Here is a 23,982-nt window from a genome sequence, read left to right as displayed (position 1 = left end):
CACCCGCCGGGCCTGCCGCTCGGCCGTCCGGGCGGTCGTCGTGGTCGTTCCCTGGCCTCGGCCGACTACCCTGGTCGCGTGCCGACGCCTGAGCCCGCAGCCCCCGACCGTCTCGAGCACCGTCCCGAGCCGCGACCCGAGCCGCGACCCGAGCACCGACCCGTCCTCGTGGTCGACTTCGGGGCGCAGTACGCGCAGCTGATCGCCCGCCGGGTCCGCGAGGCGCACGTGTACTCCGAGATCGTCCCGCACACCGCGTCCGTGGCAGACCTGCTCGCCAAGGACCCTGCCGCGATCATCCTGTCCGGTGGCCCGTCGTCGGTGTACGCCGAGGGTGCCCCGTCGGTCGACCCGGCGCTGTTCACAGCGGGTGTGCCCGTGCTGGGCATCTGCTACGGCTTCCAGGCGATGGCTGCGGCCCTGGGCGGCACGGTCGCGCAGACCGGCCAGCGCGAGTACGGCCGTACCCAGGTCGAGGTCGCCGCGGCCGGCACCGTGCTGGGCGGCAGCCCGGACGAGCAGACCGTGTGGATGAGCCACGGCGACGCGGTGCACGCCGCCCCCGAGGGCTTCGAGGTGCTCGCGACGTCGTCGGGCTCGCCGGTCGCCGCGTTCGAGGACAAGGCGCGCCGGCTCTTCGGTGTGCAGTGGCACCCGGAGGTCAAGCACTCCCCGCTCGGGCAGCAGGCGCTGGAGAACTTCCTCTACGAGGGCGCGGGGCTGACCCCCGACTGGAACCCGGGCAACGTCATCGCCGAGCAGGTCGCGAAGATCCGCGCCCAGGTGGGCGACGCCCGCGTGATCTGCGGCCTGTCGGGCGGCGTGGACTCCTCGGTGGCCGCGGCGCTCGTGCAGCGGGCCGTCGGGGACCAACTGACCTGCGTGTTCGTCGACCACGGGCTGCTGCGCTCGGGCGAGGCCGAGCAGGTCGAGCAGGACTTCGTGGCGAGCACCGGCGTGCGGCTGAAGGTCGTCGACGCGCGCGAGCGGTTCCTCACGGCGCTCGCCGGCCACACCGACCCGGAGACCAAGCGCAAGATCATCGGCCGCGAGTTCATCCGCGTCTTCGAGGACGCCGCGCGCGAGGTCGTCGCCGAGGCCGGCGCGCAGGGCGAGGTGAAGTTCCTGGTGCAGGGCACGCTCTACCCGGACGTCGTGGAGTCGGGCGGCGGCGAGGGCGCGGCGAACATCAAGTCGCACCACAACGTCGGCGGGCTCCCCGACGACCTGCAGTTCGAGCTGGTCGAGCCGCTGCGCACGCTGTTCAAGGACGAGGTCCGTGCGGTCGGGCTCGAGCTCGGCGTGCCCGAGGTCATCGTGTGGCGTCAGCCGTTCCCCGGCCCCGGGCTGGGTATCCGGATCATCGGCGAGGTCACCGCGGAGCGCCTCGACGTGCTGCGCGCCGCCGACCTGATCGCCCGCGAGGAGCTGACCGCCGCGGGCCTGGACCGTGAGATCTGGCAGTGCCCGGTCGTGCTGCTCGCCGACGTGCGCTCGGTGGGCGTGCAGGGCGACGGCCGCACCTACGGGCACCCCGTCGTGCTGCGCCCGGTGTCCTCGGAGGACGCGATGACGGCCGACTGGACCCGCGTGCCGTACGAGGTCCTCGCCGCGATCTCCACGCGCATCACGAACGAGGTGCCGGAGGTCAACCGGGTGGTCCTGGACGTGACGAGCAAGCCGCCGGGCACGATCGAGTGGGAGTGAGACCGTGAGCGAGACGGACGGCGTGCAGCCGACGACCACCGACGAGCAGCGGTGGGCCCGCAAGGCGGCCGGGTCGCTCCAGCGGTACCGGGTGCTGGCGTGGGTGACCGGCACGATGCTCCTCGTGCTGTGCCTGGAGATGCTGCTCAAGTACGCGTTCCACGCCGCGGGCGTCGACGCCGACGGGCACGCGAAGCCGGTCATCGGCGCCTGGGTGGCGTTCGCGCACGGCTGGATCTACGTCGTCTACCTGGTCACGGTCGTCGATCTCTGGTCGACGATGCGCTGGAAGCTGACGCGCCTGGTCACGATGGCGTTGGCGGGTGTCGTGCCCGTGATGTCGTTCGTGCTGGAGCGGCGGGTGCACGCCCAGGCGGTCGCGCGCCTCGCTTCCGTGACGCCGACGACGGCCACGGCCACCGAGCGCTGACGGCCCCTGCGCGACCGGGGCGCACGGCCCGACGCGAGAGCGCGGGCCGGAGCACCTACCCTGGGGCCCGTGCGGATCGTCCATGTCTCCGACTGCTACCCGCCCCGGACGGGCGGGATCGAGTCCCAGGTCGGGGACCTCGCGGCGCACCAGGTCGCGGCCGGGCACGAGGTGCACGTCTTCACCGCGACGCTCGGCAACCACGGCGAGCGGGGCGGTGCGGTCCACCTCGAACGGGGTGTGCACGTGCACCGGATGGGCGCGCGGCTCCCGTTCGACCTTCCGGTGAACCCGCGGGACGCGCGGCTGTTCCGGGCGGCGTTCGCGTCGGTGCGCCCCGATGTCGTGCACGTGCACGCCGGGGTCGTCTCGCCGTTCGCCTACGACGGGGTCCGGCTCGCGGTCGAGGCGGATCTTCCGACGGTGGTGACCTGGCACTGCATGCTGGACGGGACCGTGCCGGCCGTGCGTCTGCTCGCCCGCACGACGCGCTTCCCGCTGGGGTCCGTGGCGCTGAGCGCGGTGAGCGAGGCCGCCGCGGGCCGGGTGCGTGAGGCCTTCGGCGGTCCCGTGCACCTCATGCCGAACGGCATCGACCTGGACGCCTGGGCCCCGGACCTGACGGGGCCGACGGGGCCGGCAGCAGAGTCGGCGACAGGGCCGACGACCAGGCCGACGACGGGGCCGACCCACGGGGACGAGGAGCCCGCACCGCTGCGGCTCGTCTCGACCATGCGCCTGGCGCCCCGCAAGCGCGCCGTCCCGCTCGTGGGCCTCGTGGCCGAGGCCGTGCGTCGGCTGCCGCCCGACCGGGTGCGGCTCTCGCTCATCGGATCCGGTCCGGCCCGGTCCCGGGTCGAGGCCGCCGTGGCCGACCGCGGGCTGCAGCGCGTCGTCGAGCTGCGGGGGCGGCTGACCCGCGAGGAGGTGCGCGCGGCGTACGCGCACGCGGACGTCTTCCTCGCCCCGGCCGAGCTGGAGGCGTTCGGCATCGCCGCGCTCGAGGCGCGCACGGCCGGCCTGGCCGTGGTCGCGCGCCGCGGGACGGGTATCGCCGAGTTCGTCGAGGACGGCGTCGACGGGCTCCTGGTGGCGGACGACGCCGAGATGACCGAGGCTGTCGTCCACCTGGTGCGTGACCGGCGGCTGCTCGACGGGGTCCGCACGCACAACCGCGCGGTGCGGCCCCCGTTCGGCTGGCCGCACGTCCTGGGTGCCGCCGAGCGCGAGTATGCACGGGCGAGAGCGCTCCGCGGGCTCTGAGCAGGCCCCTTAGGCACCGTGTCACCGTGCCTAACGTAGGGTTACGCACGGCGGTGGGGATGCATCATCGCAGGTCAGCGGGCATCATCGAGGCGGCAAGAATGCCGGTAGGACCTGCGTCCCACCTCAGGACCGCTGCAAGGCAGCAGTCTTTTCCACGTGAGCACGGGAGCTCATCGGACCTGCTCACCAGGCCCGTCGGGGAATCAAGAATCGGGGAGACCATGAACGCAGCTGTGCAGGGCAAGAAGAGCATCGCGAAGCTCTTCGGCCTGCTGACCATCATCGCCGGCGTCATCTTCGTCGTCGCCGGAGGCGTCACCTGGGGCGCTGTCGCCTCCAACCTCAAGGCCGAGCAGATCTACGTCTCGGACGACGCCGACGCGTTCGCCGGCCAGCTCGTCGACACGCCGTGGGAGGCGTTCTCGCAGGCCGCGATCATCAACCACCACGCGATGACCGCGACCGGTGACCGCACCTACGCCGAGCTCGGCGCCGAGATCAGCACCCTCAAGGACCAGCTCACCGCCGACGGCGCCAGCGACGACGAGATCGCCGAGAACTCGGACGTCGTCGAGCTGACCGGTCTGCGCACGACGGTCATGACGGCCTCGTTCCTGCGGGCCTCGCTGTTCACCTCGGTCGTCGCCTTCGGCGTCGCCTTCCTGGTCGTCGGCCTGGGCGTCGTCTTCCTCATCGTCGGCTGGGCCCTGCGTTCGCTGGGCATCTCGGTCGAGGGCGAGAAGGCCCCGGTTGCCGAGCCGGTGGCCGCGAGCGTCTGAGACTCACCGTCCGACCTTCGCGGTCGGTCCTCGTCGGGCACGGCCCGGCACGCACGGCGAAGGCCGGCACCTCCCTCCGGGTGCCGGCCTTCGCCGTTCTCGTGCGCGATCGCTCGCGCAGCGGGGTTCCGCCTCCGGTCGTGCGGTCAGCGGCGTGAGCCGCGGGCGCTGCCGACCAGCGAGCCGACGAGCAGCGTCAGGCCCGCGACGGTGAGCAGCACGATCAGGGCGAGCTGCGTGTCGATCGTGTGCCCGGTGGCGTAGGCGAGGACGCCCACGCCGAGAGCGGCGATCACCAGGCCCCACACGACCGTGCCGATCCGCAACCGGGCGCGTGCCGGGCGAGTGACCGGCTGGGCGGCCGCACCGAGCGGCGTCGTGGCCGCCGGGCCCGCAGGGGCCGCGACGGGTTCGGTCACGACAGGCTCCGGTGCCAGGGCCTCGTCCGTGAACGACTCGCTGGTCGCCGACGCGGTCGTCAGGGGCTCGCTGGTGGGGGACTCGCCGGTGGGGGACTCGCCGGTGGGGGACTCAGCCGCATCGCGCGCGACCGCGGGCAGCGGCGTCGTCCCGCCCAGGGGCTCCGCAGGCTCCAGGGGCTCCACGGCCTCCAGGGGTGTCGTGTCGTCGGTGCTCATCAGTTCTCCTCGATCGTGATGTCGCCGGCGTCGAGGCTGACCTCGAGCACCAGCTGCTCGTTCCCGTCCTGGGCGGCCTGCGTCTCGAACTCGCGGTCCGACAGGGCCACGCCGCTGGCCTCCTGGTGCTCGCCGTCGACGTCCCAGGTGATCGAGCCCAGGTCGTTGGTGACGACGGCGCGTACGCCCGTGCCCGAGGGGACGATGATGCGCAGGTTGCCCACGTCCATCGAGATCGGCACCTCGACGGCCTCGCCGCCGAGCCGCACCTGCGTCAGGTCGACGGTCGTGTCGCCGACTCCCGCGGTCAGGCCCGTCTCGGCCTCGCTCCTGCTGGTCGGCGTCCACTGCGCGGCGCTGCTGGTGACCGTGCCGTCGCTCGTCCAGATCATCGAGCCGTTCTCCACGGCCACGGCCGGGGCCAGCACCACCAGCCCGGCGATCGAGAGGAACCCGAGCAGCCCGCTGGAGCGGCCGCGTGCCCCGGACACCATGATCCCGAGGCCGCCGAGCACCACGGCGATGCCTCCAGCCGTCAGCAGCACCGGACCGTCGAACCACCCGGCACGGTCGGCGAGCATGAGCACCGCCAGTCCGAGCAGGCTCAGGGAGACGACGACGCCGACGGTGGCGGCACCCGGGCCCTGGCGGGGAGGCCGGGGCGGCTTCGGGGGACGAGGGGGCAGCGGAGGCGCGGTCGCGACCGGCGGGCGCCCGGGCACGGGACCCTGCGTCGTCGAGTAGGGGCCGTAGGTGTACGGCGCGGGCCCGTACGGCGCGGCGGGCGGCGGGGTCGTCTGGGGCCCCGGTGGGGGTACGGGCAGGGTGGCGGACATGGGCGTGCTCGTCTCGGAGGTCGCGGGGGAGGTCGGGCGTGCGGGGCCGCCGAAGGGTGCCGGGGTCCCGAAGGGTGCAGCGGGTGCGGTGGGCGCTGCAGACGCAGCGGGCGCGCTGTCGGTCGGGGCGCCCGGCTGCGGGTACGGCCCGTACGGCCCGTAGGGCCGGTACGGCGCACCCGGCCCGTACGGGGTCGTCGGGCGCGGTGCGGCGGGGCGGCCGTCGGACTGACGGTGGTTCACGCCGACCACGACGAGCGCGACGAGGCCGCCGACGAACAGCACCCATGCGAGCCCTTGCAGCCCGTCGGGCACGTGCAGCAGCCAGAACACGTCCGTCCCGCGGCCGAGCCCGACGATGGTCAGGCCGAACGCGCCGATCAGCCCGATGTCGAACCGGCCCGCCACCATCTCCTCGAGGTGGATCCGACCGTCGCGCTCCTCGGGCAGCAGCGCCCAGGCGACGCCGTAGACGACGAGCCCGAGGCCACCGAGCAGCACGGAGACTGCGAGGATGCCGCGCGCCAGCAGCGGGTCGACCCCGAGCTTGCGGGCGAACCCGCCGGCGACGCCGCCGATCCAGCGCTCGTCCGTGCGGACGATGCCGAGCCGCCGCACACCGCCGAAGAAGCCGTTCAGCGGGCGCGACCCGGCCGCCGGCGGTGCCCACGGCCCTGCTGCGGGCGGGGCCTGCGGGGGAGGCGTTCCGGCCGGTCCGGCGCTCGCGGCCGCTGCGGGGCCCGGGTCCGGTGCGGCGCCAGGGGCGGTGCCGTCAGGTGTCTGCGTGTCCATGGCTCGATCGTGCTCCGCCGTGCGGTGCCGGCGACATCGGGTGTCCCCCTGACCCGCCCCTGAATGAGGCCCCCGGGAGCCCTGAACATCGCCTCGGGTGCCGGTCAGGGCGCCACGGACGTGTGACGATCAGGGGGTGCACCCGACCACGCCTGCGGCACCGCCGCCCTGGCCGTCGGACGGTCCCGGACCGTCCGGCACGTCCGGCGCGCCCGGGACCTGGGCGCCGCCGCCCGCTGCTCAGCCCTCGTGGTCCACGTGGTCGCCGCCGCCCTCCTCGGTCCCGCCGCGGCCCGCGAGGGCGCGCAGGCTCCCGCTGGTGCGGCCGCCGCACGGCCGGTGGCTGGGTGGCGTCGCCCTGGGCCTCGCCGCGCACCTCGACCTGCGGGTGGGTCTTGTCCGGCTCCTGTTCGCCCTGATGACCCCGCTCGCCGGGGCGGGGCTCGTGCTCTACGCGTTCCTCTGGCTGAGCGTGCCGACGGGCGACCCGGGCGACCCGAGGATGACCCGGCCGGCCACCCTGACCCGGCTCGCCCGCAGGCAGACGCTCGTCGAGCCGGGCCGACGGCTGCCGGTGACGGACATCGCGGTGGGGCTCCTGCTCGTCGTCGGGGCCGCGTTGCTGGTCGCGTCACGGCTCGGCGCGAACATCGACGCGTCATGGGTCCTTCCGGCCCTCGTCGTCGTCGCCGGGCTCGGGCTCGCGTGGAGCCAGCTCGACGGCGCGAACCGCGACCGGCTGCGCGAACGGGCGGGGGGTCGCACGCCCGTGAGCGTGCTGCGCCTCATCGGCGGGGTGCTGCTGGCCGGCGTGGGGGTTCTGCTGCTGCTCGGCGAGGGCACGGGCCGCGGGGTCGAGCCCGACATGTTCGTGCAGGTGGTCGTGGCCTCGGTGGCGGTGCTGGCGGGCGTGGGCCTCGTGCTCGCGCCCTGGTGGTTGCGGCTCGTGCGCGAGCTCGGGGACGAGCGGGCCGCCCGTGCTCGCGAGTCGGAGCGCGCGGACATCGCCGCGCACCTGCACGACTCCGTGCTGCAGACCCTCGCGCTGATCCGCTCGCGTGCGGACGACCCGACCGAGGTGTCCCGCATGGCCCGTGCCCAGGAGCGTGAGCTGCGCGCCTGGTTGTACGACGACCGCCCTGCGCCCGGCACCTCGGTGGCGGCGGCGCTCGCGGACGTCGTCGCGGAGATCGAGGACACCCGGACCTGGCCGGGCGGCGAGGCGGTGACGATCGACGCGGTGGTCGTCGGTGACCGCGTGCCGGACGCGGACACCGAGGCCTTGCTGCAGGCCACCCGTGAGGCGCTGGTGAACGCGGTGGCGCACGGCCGGCCACCCGTGTCGCTGTACCTGGAGGTCGCCGACGACACGGTGGAGGTGTTCGTCCGGGACCATGGCGACGGGTTCGACGTCGAGGAGATCGCCTCGGACCGGTTCGGGGTGCGGGAGTCGATCCTGGGCCGGGTGCGCCGCCGGGGCGGGACGGCGAAGGTCACCTGCCGCGAGGACCGGGGTACGGAGGTGCACCTCCGGGTGCCCGTGGGGCCGTGCGCGACGGCAGGGCGTGCGACGGCCGGTCGCGAGGCACCGACCGAGGCACCTCCCGCGCCGCACGGGGCGCAGCACGAGACGAGCGAGACCAGGTCAGAGGACGGAGACGCACGATGAACGATGCGACGACACCGGCGGCAGGTGCGCACGGGCCCGCGGGTGCGGCGGCCCGGCCGCTCGACGGCCCGGTGGACGTGGTGCTGGTCGACGACCACCACCTGTTCCGGACAGGGGTCAAGGCCTCGCTCGACGACCGGGTGCGGGTCGTGGGGGAGGCGTCGTCCGTGGACGAGGCGGTGCAGGTCGTGCACGCGATGCAGCCGCCCGTCGTCCTGCTCGACGTGCACCTGCCCGGCGGTGACGGCGGGGGTGGTGCGGAGGTGATCCGGGCGTGCGCCGACGTGCTGCCGGGGACGCGGTTCTTGGCGCTGTCGGTGTCGGACTCCTCGGAGGACGTGGTCGCGGTGATCCGCGCCGGTGCGCGTGGCTACGTGACGAAGGCGATCAGCGGGCGTGAGCTGTCCGACGCCGTGCTGCGGGTGGCCGGTGGCGACGCGGTGTTCTCGCCGCGCCTGGCGGGCTTCGTGCTCGACGCGTTCGGTACCGGTGCGGGCGACGTGGCGATCGGTGACGACGAGCTCGACCGGCTGTCCGCCCGTGAGCGGGAGGTCATGCGCCTGATCGCGCGCGGCTACTCCTACCGGGAGGTCGCGACCGAGCTGTTCATCTCGATCAAGACCGTCGAGACGCACGTGTCGGCCGTGCTGCGCAAGCTGCAGCTGTCGAGTCGGCACGAGCTGACGCGCTGGGCGGCGGCGCGCCGCCTGCTGTGACGAGCGGCACGCCGGACGACACGCGGCATTGATCTGACGTCGCGTCAGAACACGTATCCTCACGGCATGGACATCGTCTTCGGGATCCTCCTCGTGCTCCACCTCCTCGGCTGGGCCGTCGTGCTCGGCGGCACCGTCGTCAACCTGCGCACCCCCGCGATCGCCAAGGGCGTCCTGCACGGCGTGCTCACGGCGCTCGTCACCGGCATCGCGCTCGCAGGCATCGCCTCGTCCGGCTCCGACGACGACGCGCCGAGCCCCGCCAAGCTCGCCGTCAAGCTCGTGGTCGCACTCGTGGTGACCGGGCTCGTCGTCGTGGGCACGCGTCGACCGGAGAAGGTCACGACCGGCTACCTCGGGGCGATCGCCGGCCTGACGGTCACGAACGTCGCCGTCGCGGTGCTCTGGCGCTGACGCTGACGAGCGCTGACGAGCGGAGTCGGGCCGGGGCGGGTCCCCGGTCCGACGTCCCGGTTCGGGCGCACCCGCCCGAGACCTCTACCCTCGGCGCGTGACTCCTGTCCTCGAGATCGTCGTCGGCCTGCTCGTCGCGACCGGCCTGGTCGGCATCGTCGTCCAGGTGCTGCCCGGCGGCTTCCTGGTGTGCGGCTCGGTGGTCGTCTGGGGGGTCGTGACCGGCGGTGCCGCGGGTTGGACGGTCGCCGTGGTCGCCGTGCTCCTGACGGCTGCCGCCGAGGTGACCAAGTACCTGCTCGCCGGGCGGCACCTGTCCCGCGCCGGCGTACCTCGCGGGACGCTGGTCTGGGGCGGCCTGCTGGGCATCGTCGGGTTCTTCGTCGTCCCCGTGGTCGGCCTGCCCCTCGGGTTCGCGCTCGGGGTGTGGGCGGCCGAGCTCGTCCGGCTGCGCGAGTCGCGTCCGGCCTGGGCCTCGACGTGGGCGGCCCTGCAGGCCACGGGTCTGACGATCCTCGTCGAGCTGGCCGGCGCGCTGCTGGTCACCGCGACCTGGGTCGCCGGCGTGGTCGCAGCCTGAGGCCTCGCACCCTCCGGCGCCGGGCAGCCCGGCGGTCTCCGACGTGTCCTGCTGGCTCCCGGTGTCGGTGCGGGGACCTACCCTGGTGGGGCCATGACGTCGCTGTTCGAGAACCTCGCGCTGCCCGTGCCCACCCGCCCGTCCGCCGTCGCCCCGGTGGTCGCAGGCGCCCACACCGGTGAGTCCTCCGGGCTTCCCCTCGTCATGCCCCCGCGGGGCGAGGACGAGGGGGCCGCAGCCGCGGACCCCGGCATCGACCGGGCTGCCGCGGACGCGCTGGTCGTGGGCCTGAACCCGCAGCAGCGCGAGGCCGTGCTGCACCACGGGGGTCCGCTGCTCATCGTCGCCGGGGCGGGCTCGGGCAAGACGCGCGTGCTCGCGCACCGCATCGCGCACCTGCTCGCCACCCGCCGGGCCCGCGCGGGGGAGATCCTCGCGATCACCTTCACCAACAAGGCCGCCGCCGAGATGCGCGAGCGTGTCGAGACGCTGGTCGGCCCGGCCGCGCAGCGCATGTGGGTGTCCACGTTCCACTCGGCCTGCGTGCGCATCCTGCGGCGTGAGGCCGGCACCCTCGGGCTGCGCTCGAGCTTCTCGATCTACGACTCGGCCGACTCCCAGCGGCTGCTCACGCTCGTGGCGCGCGAGCTCGACCTCGACCCGAAGAAGTTCCCCGCCAAGGCGCTCGCCAACAAGATCTCCGCGCTCAAGGACGAGCTCGTCGACCCGGAGTCGTTCGCCGCGACCAGCGGCGGGGGCAACGCCAACGACTTCGACACCGTGCTCGCGCAGGTCTACACGCGCTACCAGCAGCGACTGCGCCAGGCGCACGCGCTCGACTTCGACGACCTCATCATGTCCACGGTGCACCTGCTGCAGGCCTTCCCGGCCGTGGCCGAGCACTACCGGCGCCGGTTCCGCCACGTGCTGGTCGACGAGTACCAGGACACCAACCACGCGCAGTACACGCTGGTGCGCGAGCTGGCGGGCGTGGGCGCCGCCACCGGCGACGTGCCGCGCGGGGAGCTGACGGTGGTCGGTGACGCCGACCAGTCGATCTACGCGTTCCGCGGGGCGACGATCCGCAACATCCTCGAGTTCGAGGCCGACTACCCGGACGCCCGCACGATCCTGCTCGAGCAGAACTACCGCTCGACCCAGACGATCCTGTCGGCCGCGAACGCCGTCATCAGCCGCAACCCGGGGCGGCGTCCCAAGCAGCTGTGGACCGACGCGGGGGCGGGCGCGAAGATCGTCGCCTACGTCGCCGACACCGAGCACGACGAGGCCCGGTTCATCGGCGCCGAGATCGACCGGCTGGCCGACTCCGACGGTGTGCGCCCCGGTGACGTGGCGATCTTCTACCGCGCCAACGCCCAGTCCCGGGCGATCGAGGACGTGCTCGTGCGCGTCGGCCTGCCCTACAAGGTGGTCGGCGGCACGCGGTTCTACGACCGCAAGGAGATCAAGGACGCGGTCGCCTACCTGCGTGCGGTCGCCAACCCGGACGACGACGTCAACCTGCGGCGCATCCTCAACGTGCCCAAGCGCGGGCTCGGCGACCGGTCCGAGGCGATGGTCGCGGGCTACGCCGAGCGGGAGCGGATCTCGTTCGGCAGCGCGCTCGACCGGCTCGACGAGGTGCCGGGTCTGGGGACGCGTGCGATCACCGGGCTGCGGTCCTTCGCCGTCATGATGGACGACCTCCGGGCGTTGGCCGCCTCGGGGGCGGGCCCCGCCGAGGTGCTCGGTGCCGTGCTGGACCGCTCCGGCTACCTGGCCGAGCTGCGCGCGAGCGAGGACCCGCAGGACGCCTCGCGGGTGGAGAACCTCGCCGAGCTGCACGCCGTGGCCTCCGAGTTCGAGCAGTCCGACCCCGAGGGCGACCTGGGCGACTTCCTCGAGCGCGTCTCGCTCGTCGCCGACTCCGACCAGATCCCCACGCCCGACGGTGCCGAGGGTGACGAGCCCGGTGCCGCGGTGGACCAGGGCGTCGTGACGCTCATGACGCTGCACACGGCCAAGGGGCTCGAGTTCCCGGTCGTCTTCCTCACCGGCATGGAGGACGGGACCTTCCCGCACCTGCGGTCGTTGGCCGACACCGACCAGCTCGCCGAGGAACGTCGGCTGGCCTATGTCGGGCTGACACGTGCGCGCGAGCGCCTGTACATCTCGCGTGCAGCCGTCCGTACGGCCTGGGGCGTGCCGAACGAGTTCCCGCCGAGCCGGTTCCTCGACGACCTGCCCGAGGAGCTCATCGACTGGCGCCGTCGCGAGTCCTCGACCTCCCAGCTGCGCGGAGGCTGGGGCTCGGGCTTCGGTTCGGGCGGCGGTGGCTTCCGGGCCTCGGGCTCGGGTGGTTCCGGCGCAGGTGCGCGCACGTCCGGCTCCGCGTCGACCCAGGCGGCACGCGAGCAGCGCAGCGCCCTGCCGTCGACCGGTGCGAAGTTCGGCTCCGCGACACCGCGCCCCGAGGGAGCCGTGCCGCAGCTCGCGATCGGCGACCGGGTCACGCACGACTCGTACGGACTGGGCACCGTCGTCGCGCTCGAAGGCGCCGGGTCGAACGCCGTGGCCAAGGTGGACTTCGGTTCGGAGGGCACCAAGCGTCTCCTGCTGCGCTTCTCGCCGGTCACCAAGCTCTGACTCCTCGTGACGGGCGGGCATCGGCGGGACGTCGGTGATGTCCGATTTGTCGTGTCTTCTCGCTAGGGTGCAGGCCGTGCAGACGAGCGGACGAGCGGCGGCCCGAGGTGTCACGAGCGAACGACCAGGGCGGAGGCGTCGGCAGGCCGGGAGCGCGCTCGCGTCGGGGCTGGTCCTCGTCGTCCTGTGCGGCTGCTCGGGGGGTGACGCTGCTCCCGGGCCCACGGCCGCCGCGACACCCACCGCGACACCGACCGCGGCGTCAGACGCACCCGTGACCCGGACCGTGGACTGGCAGGGTCTCGAGGTCGAGCTCAAGGTCGGTCCTGTGGTCGTCGCCGACGGCATCGGGGTGCTGCGGCTGCAGGCCCAGGGCGTCGGCGGCGAGGGTGAGGTGCCCCTGGGGGTTCTCCTGCAGGACCCCTACCTCGCGTCTCTGGTCGGACCGACCGGTGTCCGTCTGGTCGACCTGGCAGGGCGTGCGGTCTCTCCCGTCGCGCTGACGCCGGACGGGGTGCCCGTGGTCACCTCGGGGATGCTCTCGGTCGAGCCGGAGGGTCAGCTGCAGGTGGCGCACCTGGCGTTCGCTGCACCGCAAGCCGATCACGTCGCGGTGATGATCCCGCAGACAGGCCTGGTGACCGATGTGCCGGTCGTCGTCGCGGACACCGAGGCGGGTTCCGGCCTCGACGACCTGACCGACTCCCTGGCCGGCTCGCTCGAGGCGCCGGTCTACGACCTCGAGACGTACACCGAGCAGGTCGACGGCCAGGTGCGCGCTCGCGTGACGCCCGAGCAGGTCGACGTGGACGTGGCCTCGGACGTCCTGTTCGCCTCCGACCAGGACGTGCTCGGTGCCGAGGCGGACGCTGCACTGCTGGTGGCGGGTGCGCAGATCGCCGCCGCGGGGGGCGGTGTGCTGCAGATCGTCGGCCACACCGACGACGTCGCGGACGACGCCTACAACCAGGCGCTGTCGGAGCGCCGCGCGCAGGCGGTGCAGACCCGCCTCGCCGAGCTGGTCGACCTGAGCTCCTACGACGTCTCGGTCGAAGGGCGTGGGGAGAGCGAGCCCGCGGTGACGGGCACCGACGATGCGGCCCGGGCGCTCAACCGTCGGGTTCAGCTCGTGCTCACGCCGGAGCAGGGCTCCGGCATCGCTCCGGCACCGAGCACCACGGCGACACCCGGGGCGCCCTCCGGGTCGATCCCCGACCCGGAGGGCCCCAGTGCGCCGGGGGTCGACGGCGTCGAGATCGCGGCGACCTCCGGTGCCGACACCGCGAGGTTCGGCGTGTCCGTCGAGCAGGTCCGCCGGGTCGACGGCTTCGTGGTCGGTGAGCTGACGGTGACGGAGCTCGACGGCGTCGACCGGGCTCTGGTCGGGGCGTTCGCGACGGCGGCCTGGGACGCTCGGGGGGAGTTCAACCCGCAGCTCCAGGCCGCGGCGACCCGGGTGACCCTGCTCGACGGCGGGACCCGGGTCTTCCCGGTCGACTACCAGGAGGGCGGGTCCCGGTCGGTCCTCGCCGACACGATGCTGCGAGGTCTGGGGGCCGGCCGCTCGCTCACGATGACGGTGGTCTGGCCCGACGTGTCGGGCGAGAGCGTCGTGATCGACGCCCCGCAGGTGAGGCACGACGTCCTCGGCGTCACGACGATCGAGGTCGGAGGTCCGCCGTTCCGGCTCACCGATGTCCCGGTGGAGTCCTGACGTGTCCGGGGGCATGGGGTTCTTCGCCTCGCTCGTGGCCCTCGTGGCGCTCGTGCCGGCGGTGGTGCTCGTGGTCGCGGGCCTGCGGGTCCTGCGGAGCGCGTCGACGGCGCACCGGGTCCCGGTCGAGGCGGTGGTCGTCGACTACACGAACTTCACGAACCCCAGCCGGGTGACGTTCGACTACCCCGTCCCGGGCGGGTGGTCGCGGGCGACACGGGTCGAGGGCTTCTCCTCGATCCCGCGTCAGGGGTGGCTGGTGCACCCGGGTCAGCGGTTCGTCGTCTGGGTCGATCCGCTCCGGCCGCAGGACGTGGCCCTGTCCGCTGCCGGCAGCGCGCGGGGGGTGCTCGGCCCGGCGATGGTGGTGGGCGGGGCGGCCTGGGGGCTGTTCGGGCTCATGGTGCTCGCGACCGTGCTGCGCCTCGGACTGAATGCCGGCTGAAGCGCCCCGCCGAGGCGCGCGCCGTGCGTCGACCGGTGCCGGCGTGACCGGCTGCCGTCAGTGCGAGTCGTGCGAGGAGGAGGTCTCGTCCCCGTCCGCCCAGACGGCGACGACGGCCTGTCGGAGGGCCTGCGGGGTCACGCCGAGGCGGTCGAGCACGTCGTGCGCACGTGTCTCGTCGAGCCGGGCGCACGCGAACAGCAGGTGGCCGGTGTCGATCCGGCGCTGCTTGAACCGCACGGCCTCGCGCAGGGCGACCTCGAGGGTCTTCTTCGCCGCGGCGTCGAAGGGCAGGTGGGTGCGTCGCTGCGGGGTGCGCGTGCCGTCGAGCGCCCCGGGGCCGAAGGTCGCCTCGGCCTGGGCGCGGACCGCGTCGAGGTCGACGCCCACGGCGGCCAGCGCCTCGGCGTCGAGCACCTCGGTCGGCAGGTGACGGACCAGGACGACGACGTCGCCCGTCCGCAGGCCGAGCCGTTCGACCGCCCGGCCCGCGACCGAGCCCGGGGTGATCACGGCGCCCAGGAGCAGGTGCTCGGCGCCGATGTGGTCGGAGCCCGCCGTGCGGGCGGCCTCCTGCGCGCGGACGACGGCCTCGCGGGCGTCGGTGGCGAACTTCTCGAACATCAGCCGAACCTCTTCCCGTAGCGCTTGTGGACGGCCTGCCGGGAGACGCCCAGCGCGTCGGCGACCTGCTGCCACGACCAGCCGCGCGATCGCGCGTGCTCGACGTGCAGCGCCTCGAGCCGGTCGGCGAGCGCCCGGAGCGCGCGCACGGCGCGCAGGCCGGCGGCAGGGTCGTCGCCAGCTGCGGCGGTGAGGAGCTGATCGGTCACGGATGTCAATCTAGGTTGACACTCGCGACGTGTCAATGCGGGTTGACGGCCGGAGCCCGAGGGCGCCCGGTCGGGACGAGCTCGGACGTCTCACCGGTCGATCAGTGGCCCAACGTCGTGCGCAGCCAGGTGAGCTGGCGGGCGAGCTGGTAGGCCTGACCGCCCTCGTGGTCGTTGAACCGGTAGACGGCGATCTCCTTCGGCCCGGCGTAGGCGCGGTAGGCGGCGTACACCGTGGACGGCGGGCACGTGGCGTCGAGCAGGGCGACCGAGAAGAGCGCCGGTGCGCTCGCGCGGCGGGCGTGGTTGACGCCGTCGACGTAGGAGAGCGTGCGGAACACCTGCTCGGCGTGGTCGCGGTGCACGGCCAGGTAGCGGACGATCTCGGCGTACGGATCGGTCAGTGCGACCTCGACGCCCCGCTGCACGTGCGCGAGGAACGGCACGTCCGCCATGACGCCGGCCAGGCCGTCGACGAGCCCTGCGACCGCGAGCGTGATGCCGCCGCCCTGCGACCCGCCGGTCACCACGACGCGGTCGGGGTCGACGCCGTCGAGCGAGCGGGCCGCGTCGACGGCACGGACCGCGTCGGTGAACAGACGGCGGTAGTAGTAGCCGCGGATATCGAGGACCCCGCGCGTCATGAAGCCGGGCAGTGCAGGCCCGGAGCCGTGCGGGTCGGGTGTGCTGCCGCCGGATCCCCACGTCGAGCCCTGGCCGCGGGTGTCCATGAACAGGTAGGCGTAGCCGGCGGCGACGAACCCGAGGCGCTCGTGCGGCAGGCCGCGGCCACCGCCGTAGCCGTTGTACTCGACGATCACGGGCAGCGGCCCGGTGACCCCGGCCGGGCGCAGGTACCAGGCCTTGATGCGGTCACCGGCGAACCCGGCGAACTCCACGTCGTGCACGTCGATCAGCCGCAGGTCGGTGGCGACCGGGGTCACGACCAGGTCCAGGGGCAGGGCGCGGGCCTCGGCGAGCGTCGTGCTCCACAGCTCGGCGAAGTCGTCCGGCTCGGCCACGTCGGGGCGGTAGCGCTCGAGCTCCTCGAGCGGCATGTCGATGCTAGGCACGGTCAGGCCTCCACGGTCAGGGGGTCGGGCGACGACGGCTCGGTCGGCACCGCGGGCAGGCGCCCGGTGCGGATCAGCTCGCGGTACCAGGCGCCCGAGTCCTTCACGGTGCGCCGCTGCGTGTCGTAGTCGACGCGGACGATGCCGAACCGCCGCGAGTACCCCCACGCCCACTCGAAGTTGTCCATGAGGGACCACAGCAGGTAGCCGCGGACGTCCGCCCCGGCGTCCATCGCGGCACCGACGGCGTCCAGGTGGTCGTACAGGTAGGCGGTGCGTGCGGTGTCGACGACCTCGCCTCCCGGACCGGCGACGTCCTCGAACGCGGCGCCGTTCTCGGTGATCATCACCGGCAGGTCCGGGAACCGGCGGTGCAGGTCGAGCAGGAGGTCCGTCAGGCCCTGCGGGTCCACGTTCCAGCCCATCTGGGTGCGCGGGCCGGGCTGCTCGAACCACTCGACGTCCTCGCAGCCGATCGCGGTGGTCGGCACGAACGGTGCCTCGGGGTCGGCCGCGACCGGTGCGCGCCGCGCCCCGACGCGCGAGGTGTTGTAGTAGTTCAGGCCGAGCACGTCGAGCGGGATGCGGATGTCGGCGAGGTCGCCGTCCTGCACGAACGACCAGTCGGTGAACCGCGCGGTCCGGGCGAACGCCTCCTCGGGGTAGGCGCCCTCGAGCACGGGCCCGAGGAACACCTCGTTCGCGACGACGTCGAGGGCACGCGCGGCGGCGAGGTCCGCGGGGTCGTCGGAGACCGCCTGGTGCACCTGCAGGTTGTAGGTGACGGACACCGGCGCGTCGTCGCCGAGCACCGCGCGCACCGCCCGCCCGCCGAGCCCGTGCGCCAGGTTGAGGTGGTGCACCGAGGCGAGCGCGAGCGCCGGGTCGGGGATGCCGGGCGCGTGCTCGCCCGACCCGTGCCCCAGGTAGGCCGAGCACCACGGCTCGTTGAAGGTCGTCCACAGGTGCACCCGGTCGCCCAGCGCCTCGGCGACGATCGCCGCGTAGTCCACGTACCGGTGCACGGTGTCGCGCGAGGCCCAGCCGCCCGCGTCCTGCAGGGCCTGCGGCAGGTCCCAGTGGTAGAGCGTGACGACCGGCTTGATGCCGGCCTGCAGCAGCCGGTCGACGAGGTCGTCGTAGAAGGCCAGACCGAGCGGGTTGGCCGGGCCACGACCGGTGGCCTGGATGCGCGGCCAGGCGACCGAGAACCGGTAGGCCTGCAGCCCGAGGTCGCCCATGAGCGCCACGTCCTGCGGGACCCGGTGGTAGTGGTCGGCGGCCACGTCGCCGGTGTCGCCCCCGGCGACCTTGCCGGGCGTGTGCGAGAACGTGTCCCAGATCGAGGGGCCGCGCCCGTCCTCCGTGACGGCGCCCTCGATCTGGTACGCGGCCGTGGCTGCGCCCCAGAGGAAGCCGTCGGGGAACCGGCGCCCGGCCGGTCGGACCCCGCTCACCGCTGCACCGCCACGGCGCGCAGGTCGTTCGCGGTCCGCAGCACGGGCGCCGCGGTGAGCACCAGGGGGTCGAGCACCGCCTCGGTGGTGACGTGGAACGACCACGAGGCGCCGGCCGGAAGGTCCACGAGCGCGTCGTCGACCCGGGCGTCCGCAGCCGCACGGTCGACCAGCAGGCACACGGCCGTGGCGAGCGAGCGGGCCGTCACGTCGACGCGGTACCCGCCGGGCACGGTGACCGCCTTCACCTCGAGGGGAGCGGGGTCGAGCTGGAGTTCCACGTCCTCGGCGAACGTGTGCACGACCCGGACGTCGTCGAGCGCGGCGACCAGCACCTCGCCCGTCGGGTCGTCGGCCACCGCGAGCGCGGGGTCGAGCGGCAGCACGTGCACCGATCGCGCCGGCACCTCGACCGGCGCGGACCCGTGCGCCAGCGGCGTCCCCGCGAACCTCTCGCGGCGCAGGTCCAGCGTTCCGGACCAGCGTTCGTCCGTGTCGTTGACGATCGCCAGCGCCGGGGCGCCCTCCCGCTCGACGACCGCGAGCAGGCGCGGGGCGTAGGCGTGCCGCAGGGCGAACCACAGCGGCTTGGGTCGTCCCTGCGAGTCGATCGCCGCCCAGGACGTCACCGGCCAGCAGTCGTTGAGCTGCCAGACGATCGCGCCGGCCGTGCGCGGCCACCACGAGCGGTAGTGCTCGACCGCGTGCTGCACCGCACGGGCCTGGTTGAGCTGCGCGGCCCAGTGCCAGTCGCCGAAGTCGGTCGGCACGCCCAGGTGCGGGGCCATGCCGCGGTCGAGCTTGCCGTTGCCGTCGTCGGCCTTCTGGTGGATCAGGAAGACGGGGTCGTCCTTCGGTGCGGGGGAGTCGGCCAACGGCCCGCCGTCGCTCGCGTGCACGAAGTCGGTCAGGGTGCGCCAGGTCGGCGGGCCCTGGAAGCCGAACTCGGAGCAGAACCGCGGGATCTCGTGGCGGTACTCGGTGTAGTCGACGCGGTTCCACACCTCCCACTGGTGGTGCGAGCCGTGGTCGGGGTCGTTCGGGTGCACGTCGGCCGGGTCGCGGCGGGGGGAGAACGGGCTGTTGTCGGTGTACGGGCGGGTCGGGTCGAGCTCGGCGACGACCCGCCCGTAGAGCTCTCCGGCGTAGCGGGCGCCCCACGTGCGGTCGCCGAGACGGTCCTTCCAGCCCCAGTCCTCGTGCCCCCAGGCGTTCTCGTTGCCGCCGTTCCACAGGACGAGCGAGGGGTGGCTCATCAGCCGGACGACGTTCTCGCGCGCCTCGGCCTCGACCTCCTCCCACAGCGGCGACTCCTCGGGGTAGGCCGCGCACGCCATGAGGAAGTCCTGCCAGACGAGCAGCCCGCGCTCGTCGCACGCGGCGTAGAAGTCCTCGGACTCGAAGATGCCGCCACCCCACACGCGCAGCAGGTTCATGTGCGCGTCGAGCGCCTGGTCGAGCCGGCGGTCCAGCCGTGCGCGGGTGAGTCGGGTGACGAGGTGGTCGTCGGGGATCCAGTTCGCCCCCTTGACGAAGACGGGCGTGCCGTTGACGACGACCGTGAACCGGGTGCCGTGCTCGTCGTCGGAGGTGTCCAGCTCGACCGTGCGGAAGCCGACCCGGCGCGTCCAGGCGTCCAGGGCCGTGCCGACATCCGGGGTCGCCCCGGTTGCGGCCTCGCCCGCGTGCAGGGCGACGGTGAGGTCGGCGAGCGGGTGCTCGCCGTACCCGACGGGCCACCACAGCGGCGCGTCGGGGACCTCGACCGTGACGACCGTGCCGCTCGCACCGGGAGCGAGCCGACCACGGGCACGCGCGCCGAGCACGTCGACCTCCACGACCAGCACGCCGTCCGCCCCCAGCCCCGAGCGCTCGACATCGACGTGCACCTCGACCCGGCCCGTCCCGTCGGGGCCGACGGTCACCAGCGGGCGCACCTGCGCCAGGCGCGCGACGCTCCAGCGCTCGACCCGCACGTCCTTCCACAGCCCGGCGGTGCGCAGGTCCGGACCCCAGTCCCAGCCGAACGAGCAGGCCATCTTGCGCACGAAGTTGTACGGGATCGGGTGGTAGGCCGAGGGCCGGTCGCCGAGGACGTCACGCAGCTCGGCGGCATACGCCGTCGCCGAGCGCAGGTCGACGGTGAGCTCACGGACCACGCCGTCGGCCTGCGCGCGCACGTCGAACCGGTACGAGCGGTGCATGTTCGCGGTCCGTCCCAGCTCGACGGCGCCCAGCCGGACGGTGCCGACGGTGTCGATGCCGTCGAGGACCAGGTCGACCCGCTCCTCGGCGCCCGCCGGGGCCAGCTCGAGCAGCCGCGTGTAGCGCCAGTCGACGTCGTGCATCCACCGCAGGTCCGTCTCGTTCGCGTCGAGATAGGGGTCGGCGATCGCCCCTGCGGCGAGCAGGTCGGTGTGCACGCAGCCCGGCACCTGCGCGGGTACGGCCGACGGGAGGTCGGCCGGCACGGGCCCGGCGGTGGCGGCGACGGTCCAGCCGTCGGGGAGCGGCGCGGTCTGCATGGGAGGTCTCCTGCGGTGCTGGTGGTGCGGGGGAGGGCGAGCGAAGGGGCCGGGGCGGCGGGTCAGTCGGACGAAGGTGCGAACCGCGCCCGGTAGGCGGACCACCAGGCGTCGGCGATCAGCCTGTGGCCGGCCGGCGTCGGGTGCACCCCGTCGGCGGCGACGAGGTGCGGTGCGCTCGCGGCCGCCAGGGCGGTCATCGCTGCGGCCAACGGCACGTGCGCGGCACCCAGGTCGGCGGCGACCCGGCGTACGGCGTCCTGCTTCGGTCGCAGGTCCTCGTCCCACGCGTGCTGGGCGGGTTCGACCGGCACGACGAACGGCTCGACGAGCACGAGCCGGGTGCCGCGTCGCACCCACGGGTGCAGCAGCCGGCGCAGCACGGCCTCGAACTCCTCGGCCGTGGTCTCCTCGCCCTGGTCGTAGCGCCGCCACGTGTCGTTGACGCCGACGTACAGGCTGAGCACGTCGGCCTGCAGCGAGAGCACGTCGTGGCCCCAGCGGGCCTCGAGGTCGCGCACCCGGTCGCCGCCGACCCCGGTGTTCGTCACCCTGGTCGGCGGGTTGGTCGACGGGTTGGTCGGCGGGATGGTCGACGCGAGCGGGCCGCGGGCCAGCAGGCCGACGTACCCCGAGCCCCAGCCGTCGGGGTCCTCGTGCCGCCCCCACTCGGTGATGGAGTCGCCGGCGAACACCACGGACACGGGCGCGACGGGTTCCGGCGACGGCGTCCCGCTCACGCGCGCACCGCCCCGTTGAGCTCGGCGATCCGCCGCTCCGGGTCCGGTGCGGCCGAGGCGAGCAGCCGCGTGTACTCGTGCTGCGGGTTCAGGATCACGTCGTCCGCCGGGCCGCGCTCCACGACGACGCCGCGGTACAGGACCATGATGTCGTCGGAGAAGTGCCGGGCGGTCGCCAGGTCGTGCGTGATGTAGAGGACGCCGAGGTCCTCCTCGCGCTGCAACGTCGCCAGCAGGTTGAGCACCCCGAGCCGGATGGACACGTCGAGCATGGAGACCGGCTCGTCGGCCACCAGGATGCCCGGCTCGGGTGCCAGGGCGCGCGCGATGGCGATGCGCTGGCGCTGGCCGCCGGACAGCTCGTGCGGCTTGCGGTCGGCGTAGTCCTCCGCGGGGTCGAGCCGGACCCGGCGCAGCAGCTCGAGCACGCGCTCGCGGACCTGCGCCTTGCTCAGCTCGGGGTGGTGCAGGGTGACCGGCCGCGCGAGGTGGTGACCGACCGTGTGGTACGGGTTGAGCGAGGCGAACGGGTCCTGGAAGACCATCTGCACGGCCTTGCGGTACCGGCGCAGGCCGGCGCCCCGGCGCTGGATCGGCTCGCCGTCGACCAGGATCTGCCCGGACGTCGGACGCTCGAGCTGCATGAGCATCTTCGCGATCGTCGACTTGCCGGATCCCGACTGCCCGACGAGCGCGGTCGTGCGGCCCGGTGCGAGCTCGAAGCTCACGTGGTCGACCGCTCGCAGCGTCGAGGTCCGCAGCCCGTTGCGCAGCGTGTAGTCCTTGACGACGTCCTTGAACTCCAACGTGGTCATCGCACGGCCTCCTGGTCGACGCTCGGGGTGGTCTCGTCCGCGAAGGCCGAGGAGGACGAGGCGTCGACGCCCGTCCGGATGAAGTCGCCGCGGGCGCCGGTCAGGCTCGGGAACGAGGACAGCAGCCGCCGCGTGTACGCGTGCTGCGGGTCGGTGTAGAGCGTCACGGCGTCGGCCAGCTCGACGATCCGACCGGCGCGCATCACGGCGATCCGGTCGCTGATCTCGAGCAGCAGCGGCAGGTCGTGCGTGATGAAGACGACCGCGAAGCCGAGCTCGGCGCGCAGCCGGGTGATCTCCTGCAGGATCTCGCGCTGCACGACCACGTCGAGGGCGGTCGTCGGCTCGTCCATGATGAGGATCTGCGGCTCGAGGGCCAGCGCCATGGCGATCATGACGCGTTGGCGCATGCCCCCGGACAGCTCGTGCGGATAGGCCCGCAACCGGCTCGGGTCGACGCCGACGCGCATCAGCAGCTCCGCGCACCGGGTGCGCCGCTGCGCCTTGGGCATCTCGGGGCGGTGCGTGGTGAGCACGTCCTCGAGCTGCACCTGGATGCGCAGAACCGGGTTGAGGGAGTTCATCGCCCCCTGGAACACCATGGCGACCTTGTCCCAGCGGAACGCGCGCAGGTCGTCACCGCTGAGCGTCGACAGGTCGACGTCGTAGCCCTCGCGGGAGTGGAACGTCGCCGAGCCGCTCGTGATGGTGGCCGGCGGCTTGAGCAGCCGGGTGATGCCGTACGCCAGGGTCGACTTGCCGCAGCCGGACTCGCCGGCCAGGCCGAGGATCTCCCCGCGGCGCAGCTCGAGGCTCACGTGGTCCACGGCGTGCACGGGCGGGTCGACGAGGTAGTCGACGCTGAGGTCGTCGATCGTCAGCACGGGGTGGCGGCTGAGGGTCGCGGCGGCCGGGGCCGTCGTGGTCGGGGCGCTCATACGATGACCTCCGCAGCGTCCTTGAGCTGCTCGCGGGACATCGACCACTTCTTGCGGTCGGCCCGGGTCTGGGCGCGCAGCTTGGGGTTGATGACCTCGTCGATGGAGAAGTTGATGAGGGACAGCGCCGCCCCGAACAGGGCGAGCAGCAGGCCCGGCGGGACGAACCACCACCAGGCGCCCAGCCGCAGCGCGAGGCCGTTCTGGGCGTAGAAGAGCATGGTTCCCCAGGTGAACGAGCCGGAGGCGCCCAGGCCGAGGAACGACAGCCCGGCCTCGCCGAGGATCGCGAAGATGATCGCGAACACGACCTGCGAGGCCAGCAGCGGGATGAGGTTCGGCAGGATCTCGACCGCGAGGATGCGCCACGACCGTTCGCCGCTGACGCGGGCGGCCAGGACGTAGTCGCGTCCGCGCAGGCTGAGCGTGAACCCGCGCAGCACGCGCGCCGACCCGGCCCAGCCGGTCAGGGCGAGCACGACGGCGACCAGCCAGATGCTCTTCTCGGGCACGTAGGAGGAGATGACGATGACGAGCGGCAGCCCGGGGATCACCAGCATGACGTTGCTGAACAGGGAGAACGCCTCGTCCAGCCAGCCGCCGGCGAACGCGCCGACGACGCCGAAGAACGCGGACAGGACCAGGGTCAGCACGCCGACCACGATCCCGATGGTGAGCGAGCCGCGGGTGGCGTAGGCGAGCTGGGCGAGCACGTCCTGACCGGTCTGGGTGGTGCCGAGCAGGAAGTCGGCGGACGGTGGCGCCAGGCCGATGTCGTTGACCGTCGAGGGGTCGCCGACGACGAACGGGCCGAGGATGCCGAACAGCGCGATCGTGCCGGCCAGGCTCACGCCCGTGACGAGCTTGGCGGTGCGCGGCAGCCGGGCGCGCCTGCGCGGGCCGGGCGTGGTGGTCTCGGCGGCCTCGTCGGCGGCCAGGTGCGGGTCCAGGGTGGTGATGGCCATGGGG

22 protein-coding genes are annotated in these 23,982 nt (G+C 73.6%); 11 read left to right on the top strand and 11 right to left on the bottom strand.

What is annotated here, in order from left to right:
- Window positions 1–168 precede the first annotated feature (168 nt).
- The 4 genes from guaA to BKA22_RS03025 all read left to right on the top strand — a co-directional run bounded on the left by guaA (window position 169) and on the right by BKA22_RS03025 (window position 4,182).
- Window positions 169–1,707: a glutamine-hydrolyzing GMP synthase gene (gene guaA / locus BKA22_RS03040; RefSeq protein ID WP_146951548.1), complete on the top strand. Its 1,539-nt coding sequence runs from the start codon at window positions 169–171 to the stop codon at window positions 1,705–1,707.
- A 4-nt stretch (window positions 1,708–1,711) separates the two neighbouring features.
- On the top strand, window positions 1,712–2,137 hold the full coding sequence (locus BKA22_RS03035; RefSeq protein ID WP_223203399.1) for a DUF3817 domain-containing protein: 426 nt from the start codon (window positions 1,712–1,714) through the stop codon (window positions 2,135–2,137).
- A gap of 69 nt (window positions 2,138–2,206) precedes the next feature.
- A complete protein-coding gene (locus tag BKA22_RS03030) occupies window positions 2,207–3,400 on the top strand; it encodes a glycosyltransferase family 4 protein (RefSeq protein ID WP_146951396.1) in 1,194 nt (397 codons plus the stop codon).
- 224 nt (window positions 3,401–3,624) lie between these two features.
- Entirely contained in the window at window positions 3,625–4,182 is a 558-nt protein-coding gene (locus BKA22_RS03025) for an aromatic ring-opening dioxygenase LigA (RefSeq protein ID WP_146951395.1), read from the top strand.
- A gap of 146 nt (window positions 4,183–4,328) precedes the next feature.
- Here BKA22_RS03025 and BKA22_RS03020 read toward each other — a convergent pair whose 3' ends face one another.
- Both BKA22_RS03020 and BKA22_RS03015 read right to left on the bottom strand, forming a co-directional pair.
- The gene (locus tag BKA22_RS03020; protein WP_146951394.1) at window positions 4,329–4,820 is read right to left on the bottom strand and encodes a hypothetical protein; all 492 of its coding nucleotides are present in this window, start codon (window positions 4,818–4,820) and stop codon (window positions 4,329–4,331) included.
- Window positions 4,820–6,448 carry a PspC domain-containing protein gene (locus tag BKA22_RS03015; protein WP_146951393.1) on the bottom strand — a complete coding sequence of 543 codons (1,629 nt, stop codon included), beginning with the start codon at window positions 6,446–6,448 and terminating at the stop codon, window positions 4,820–4,822. Before BKA22_RS03015 ends, BKA22_RS03020 begins: the two co-directional genes overlap by 1 nt.
- A 319-nt stretch (window positions 6,449–6,767) precedes the next feature.
- Between BKA22_RS03015 and BKA22_RS03010 the strand changes: the two genes are divergently transcribed.
- From BKA22_RS03010 to BKA22_RS02980, 7 genes are all read left to right on the top strand, one after another.
- The gene (locus tag BKA22_RS03010) at window positions 6,768–8,117 is read left to right on the top strand and encodes an ATP-binding protein (RefSeq protein WP_307725868.1); all 1,350 of its coding nucleotides are present in this window, start codon (window positions 6,768–6,770) and stop codon (window positions 8,115–8,117) included.
- Window positions 8,114–8,833 carry a response regulator gene (locus BKA22_RS03005; protein ID WP_146951391.1) on the top strand — a complete coding sequence of 240 codons (720 nt, stop codon included), beginning with the start codon at window positions 8,114–8,116 and terminating at the stop codon, window positions 8,831–8,833. The genes BKA22_RS03010 and BKA22_RS03005 overlap by 4 nt, the downstream gene beginning before the upstream one ends.
- Window positions 8,834–8,899: 66 nt before the next feature.
- Window positions 8,900–9,247 carry a hypothetical protein gene (locus BKA22_RS03000; protein ID WP_146951390.1) on the top strand — a complete coding sequence of 116 codons (348 nt, stop codon included), beginning with the start codon at window positions 8,900–8,902 and terminating at the stop codon, window positions 9,245–9,247.
- Between the two features lie 97 nt (window positions 9,248–9,344).
- Window positions 9,345–9,827, top strand: coding sequence for a DUF456 domain-containing protein (locus BKA22_RS02995; RefSeq protein WP_146951389.1), 483 nt, complete (start codon window positions 9,345–9,347; stop codon window positions 9,825–9,827).
- A gap of 93 nt (window positions 9,828–9,920) precedes the next feature.
- Window positions 9,921–12,473 carry a DNA helicase PcrA gene (gene pcrA / locus BKA22_RS02990; protein WP_146951388.1) on the top strand — a complete coding sequence of 851 codons (2,553 nt, stop codon included), beginning with the start codon at window positions 9,921–9,923 and terminating at the stop codon, window positions 12,471–12,473.
- Between the two features lie 274 nt (window positions 12,474–12,747).
- Complete coding sequence (locus BKA22_RS02985; RefSeq protein WP_146951387.1) at window positions 12,748–14,187, top strand: OmpA family protein; 1,440 nt, start codon at window positions 12,748–12,750, stop codon at window positions 14,185–14,187.
- Between the two features lies 1 nt (window position 14,188).
- Window positions 14,189–14,632 carry a DUF3592 domain-containing protein gene (locus tag BKA22_RS02980; RefSeq protein ID WP_179561621.1) on the top strand — a complete coding sequence of 148 codons (444 nt, stop codon included), beginning with the start codon at window positions 14,189–14,191 and terminating at the stop codon, window positions 14,630–14,632.
- A gap of 57 nt (window positions 14,633–14,689) precedes the next feature.
- Here the strand turns inward: BKA22_RS02980 and BKA22_RS02975 are convergent, their stop codons facing one another.
- From BKA22_RS02975 to BKA22_RS02935, 9 genes are all read right to left on the bottom strand, one after another.
- Window positions 14,690–15,256 carry a Clp protease N-terminal domain-containing protein gene (locus tag BKA22_RS02975; protein WP_146951385.1) on the bottom strand — a complete coding sequence of 189 codons (567 nt, stop codon included), beginning with the start codon at window positions 15,254–15,256 and terminating at the stop codon, window positions 14,690–14,692.
- On the bottom strand, window positions 15,256–15,465 hold the full coding sequence (locus BKA22_RS02970; RefSeq protein ID WP_179561620.1) for a helix-turn-helix transcriptional regulator: 210 nt from the start codon (window positions 15,463–15,465) through the stop codon (window positions 15,256–15,258). The genes BKA22_RS02975 and BKA22_RS02970 overlap by 1 nt, the downstream gene beginning before the upstream one ends.
- 101 nt (window positions 15,466–15,566) lie before the next feature.
- On the bottom strand, window positions 15,567–16,538 hold the full coding sequence (locus BKA22_RS02965) for an acetylxylan esterase (protein ID WP_146951383.1): 972 nt from the start codon (window positions 16,536–16,538) through the stop codon (window positions 15,567–15,569).
- A 2-nt stretch (window positions 16,539–16,540) separates the two neighbouring features.
- Window positions 16,541–17,995, bottom strand: a complete 1,455-nt coding sequence (locus BKA22_RS02960; protein WP_146951382.1) for a GH1 family beta-glucosidase — start codon at window positions 17,993–17,995, stop codon at window positions 16,541–16,543.
- A complete protein-coding gene (locus BKA22_RS19565; RefSeq protein ID WP_179561619.1) occupies window positions 17,992–20,520 on the bottom strand; it encodes a glycoside hydrolase family 2 protein in 2,529 nt (842 codons plus the stop codon). The genes BKA22_RS02960 and BKA22_RS19565 overlap by 4 nt, the downstream gene beginning before the upstream one ends.
- 62 nt (window positions 20,521–20,582) lie before the next feature.
- Window positions 20,583–21,260: an SGNH/GDSL hydrolase family protein gene (locus BKA22_RS02950; RefSeq protein WP_223203398.1), complete on the bottom strand. Its 678-nt coding sequence runs from the start codon at window positions 21,258–21,260 to the stop codon at window positions 20,583–20,585.
- Window positions 21,257–22,075 carry an ABC transporter ATP-binding protein gene (locus BKA22_RS02945; RefSeq protein ID WP_146951381.1) on the bottom strand — a complete coding sequence of 273 codons (819 nt, stop codon included), beginning with the start codon at window positions 22,073–22,075 and terminating at the stop codon, window positions 21,257–21,259. Before BKA22_RS02945 ends, BKA22_RS02950 begins: the two co-directional genes overlap by 4 nt.
- Window positions 22,072–23,013 (bottom strand): ABC transporter ATP-binding protein, encoded by a 942-nt coding sequence (locus BKA22_RS02940; RefSeq protein WP_146951380.1) that lies wholly within the window; start codon window positions 23,011–23,013, stop codon window positions 22,072–22,074. The genes BKA22_RS02945 and BKA22_RS02940 overlap by 4 nt, the downstream gene beginning before the upstream one ends.
- Window positions 23,010–23,978, bottom strand: coding sequence for an ABC transporter permease (locus BKA22_RS02935; RefSeq protein WP_146951379.1), 969 nt, complete (start codon window positions 23,976–23,978; stop codon window positions 23,010–23,012). Before BKA22_RS02935 ends, BKA22_RS02940 begins: the two co-directional genes overlap by 4 nt.
- Window positions 23,979–23,982 lie beyond the last annotated feature (4 nt).

It is taken from the genome of Cellulomonas soli (genome assembly GCF_013409305.1).
In the GTDB taxonomy this organism is placed as follows: Bacteria; Actinomycetota; Actinomycetes; order Actinomycetales; family Cellulomonadaceae; genus Cellulomonas; species Cellulomonas soli.
Note: the sequence above shows the minus strand (reverse complement) of the source record. Positions and strands in the feature narration are given on the sequence as shown.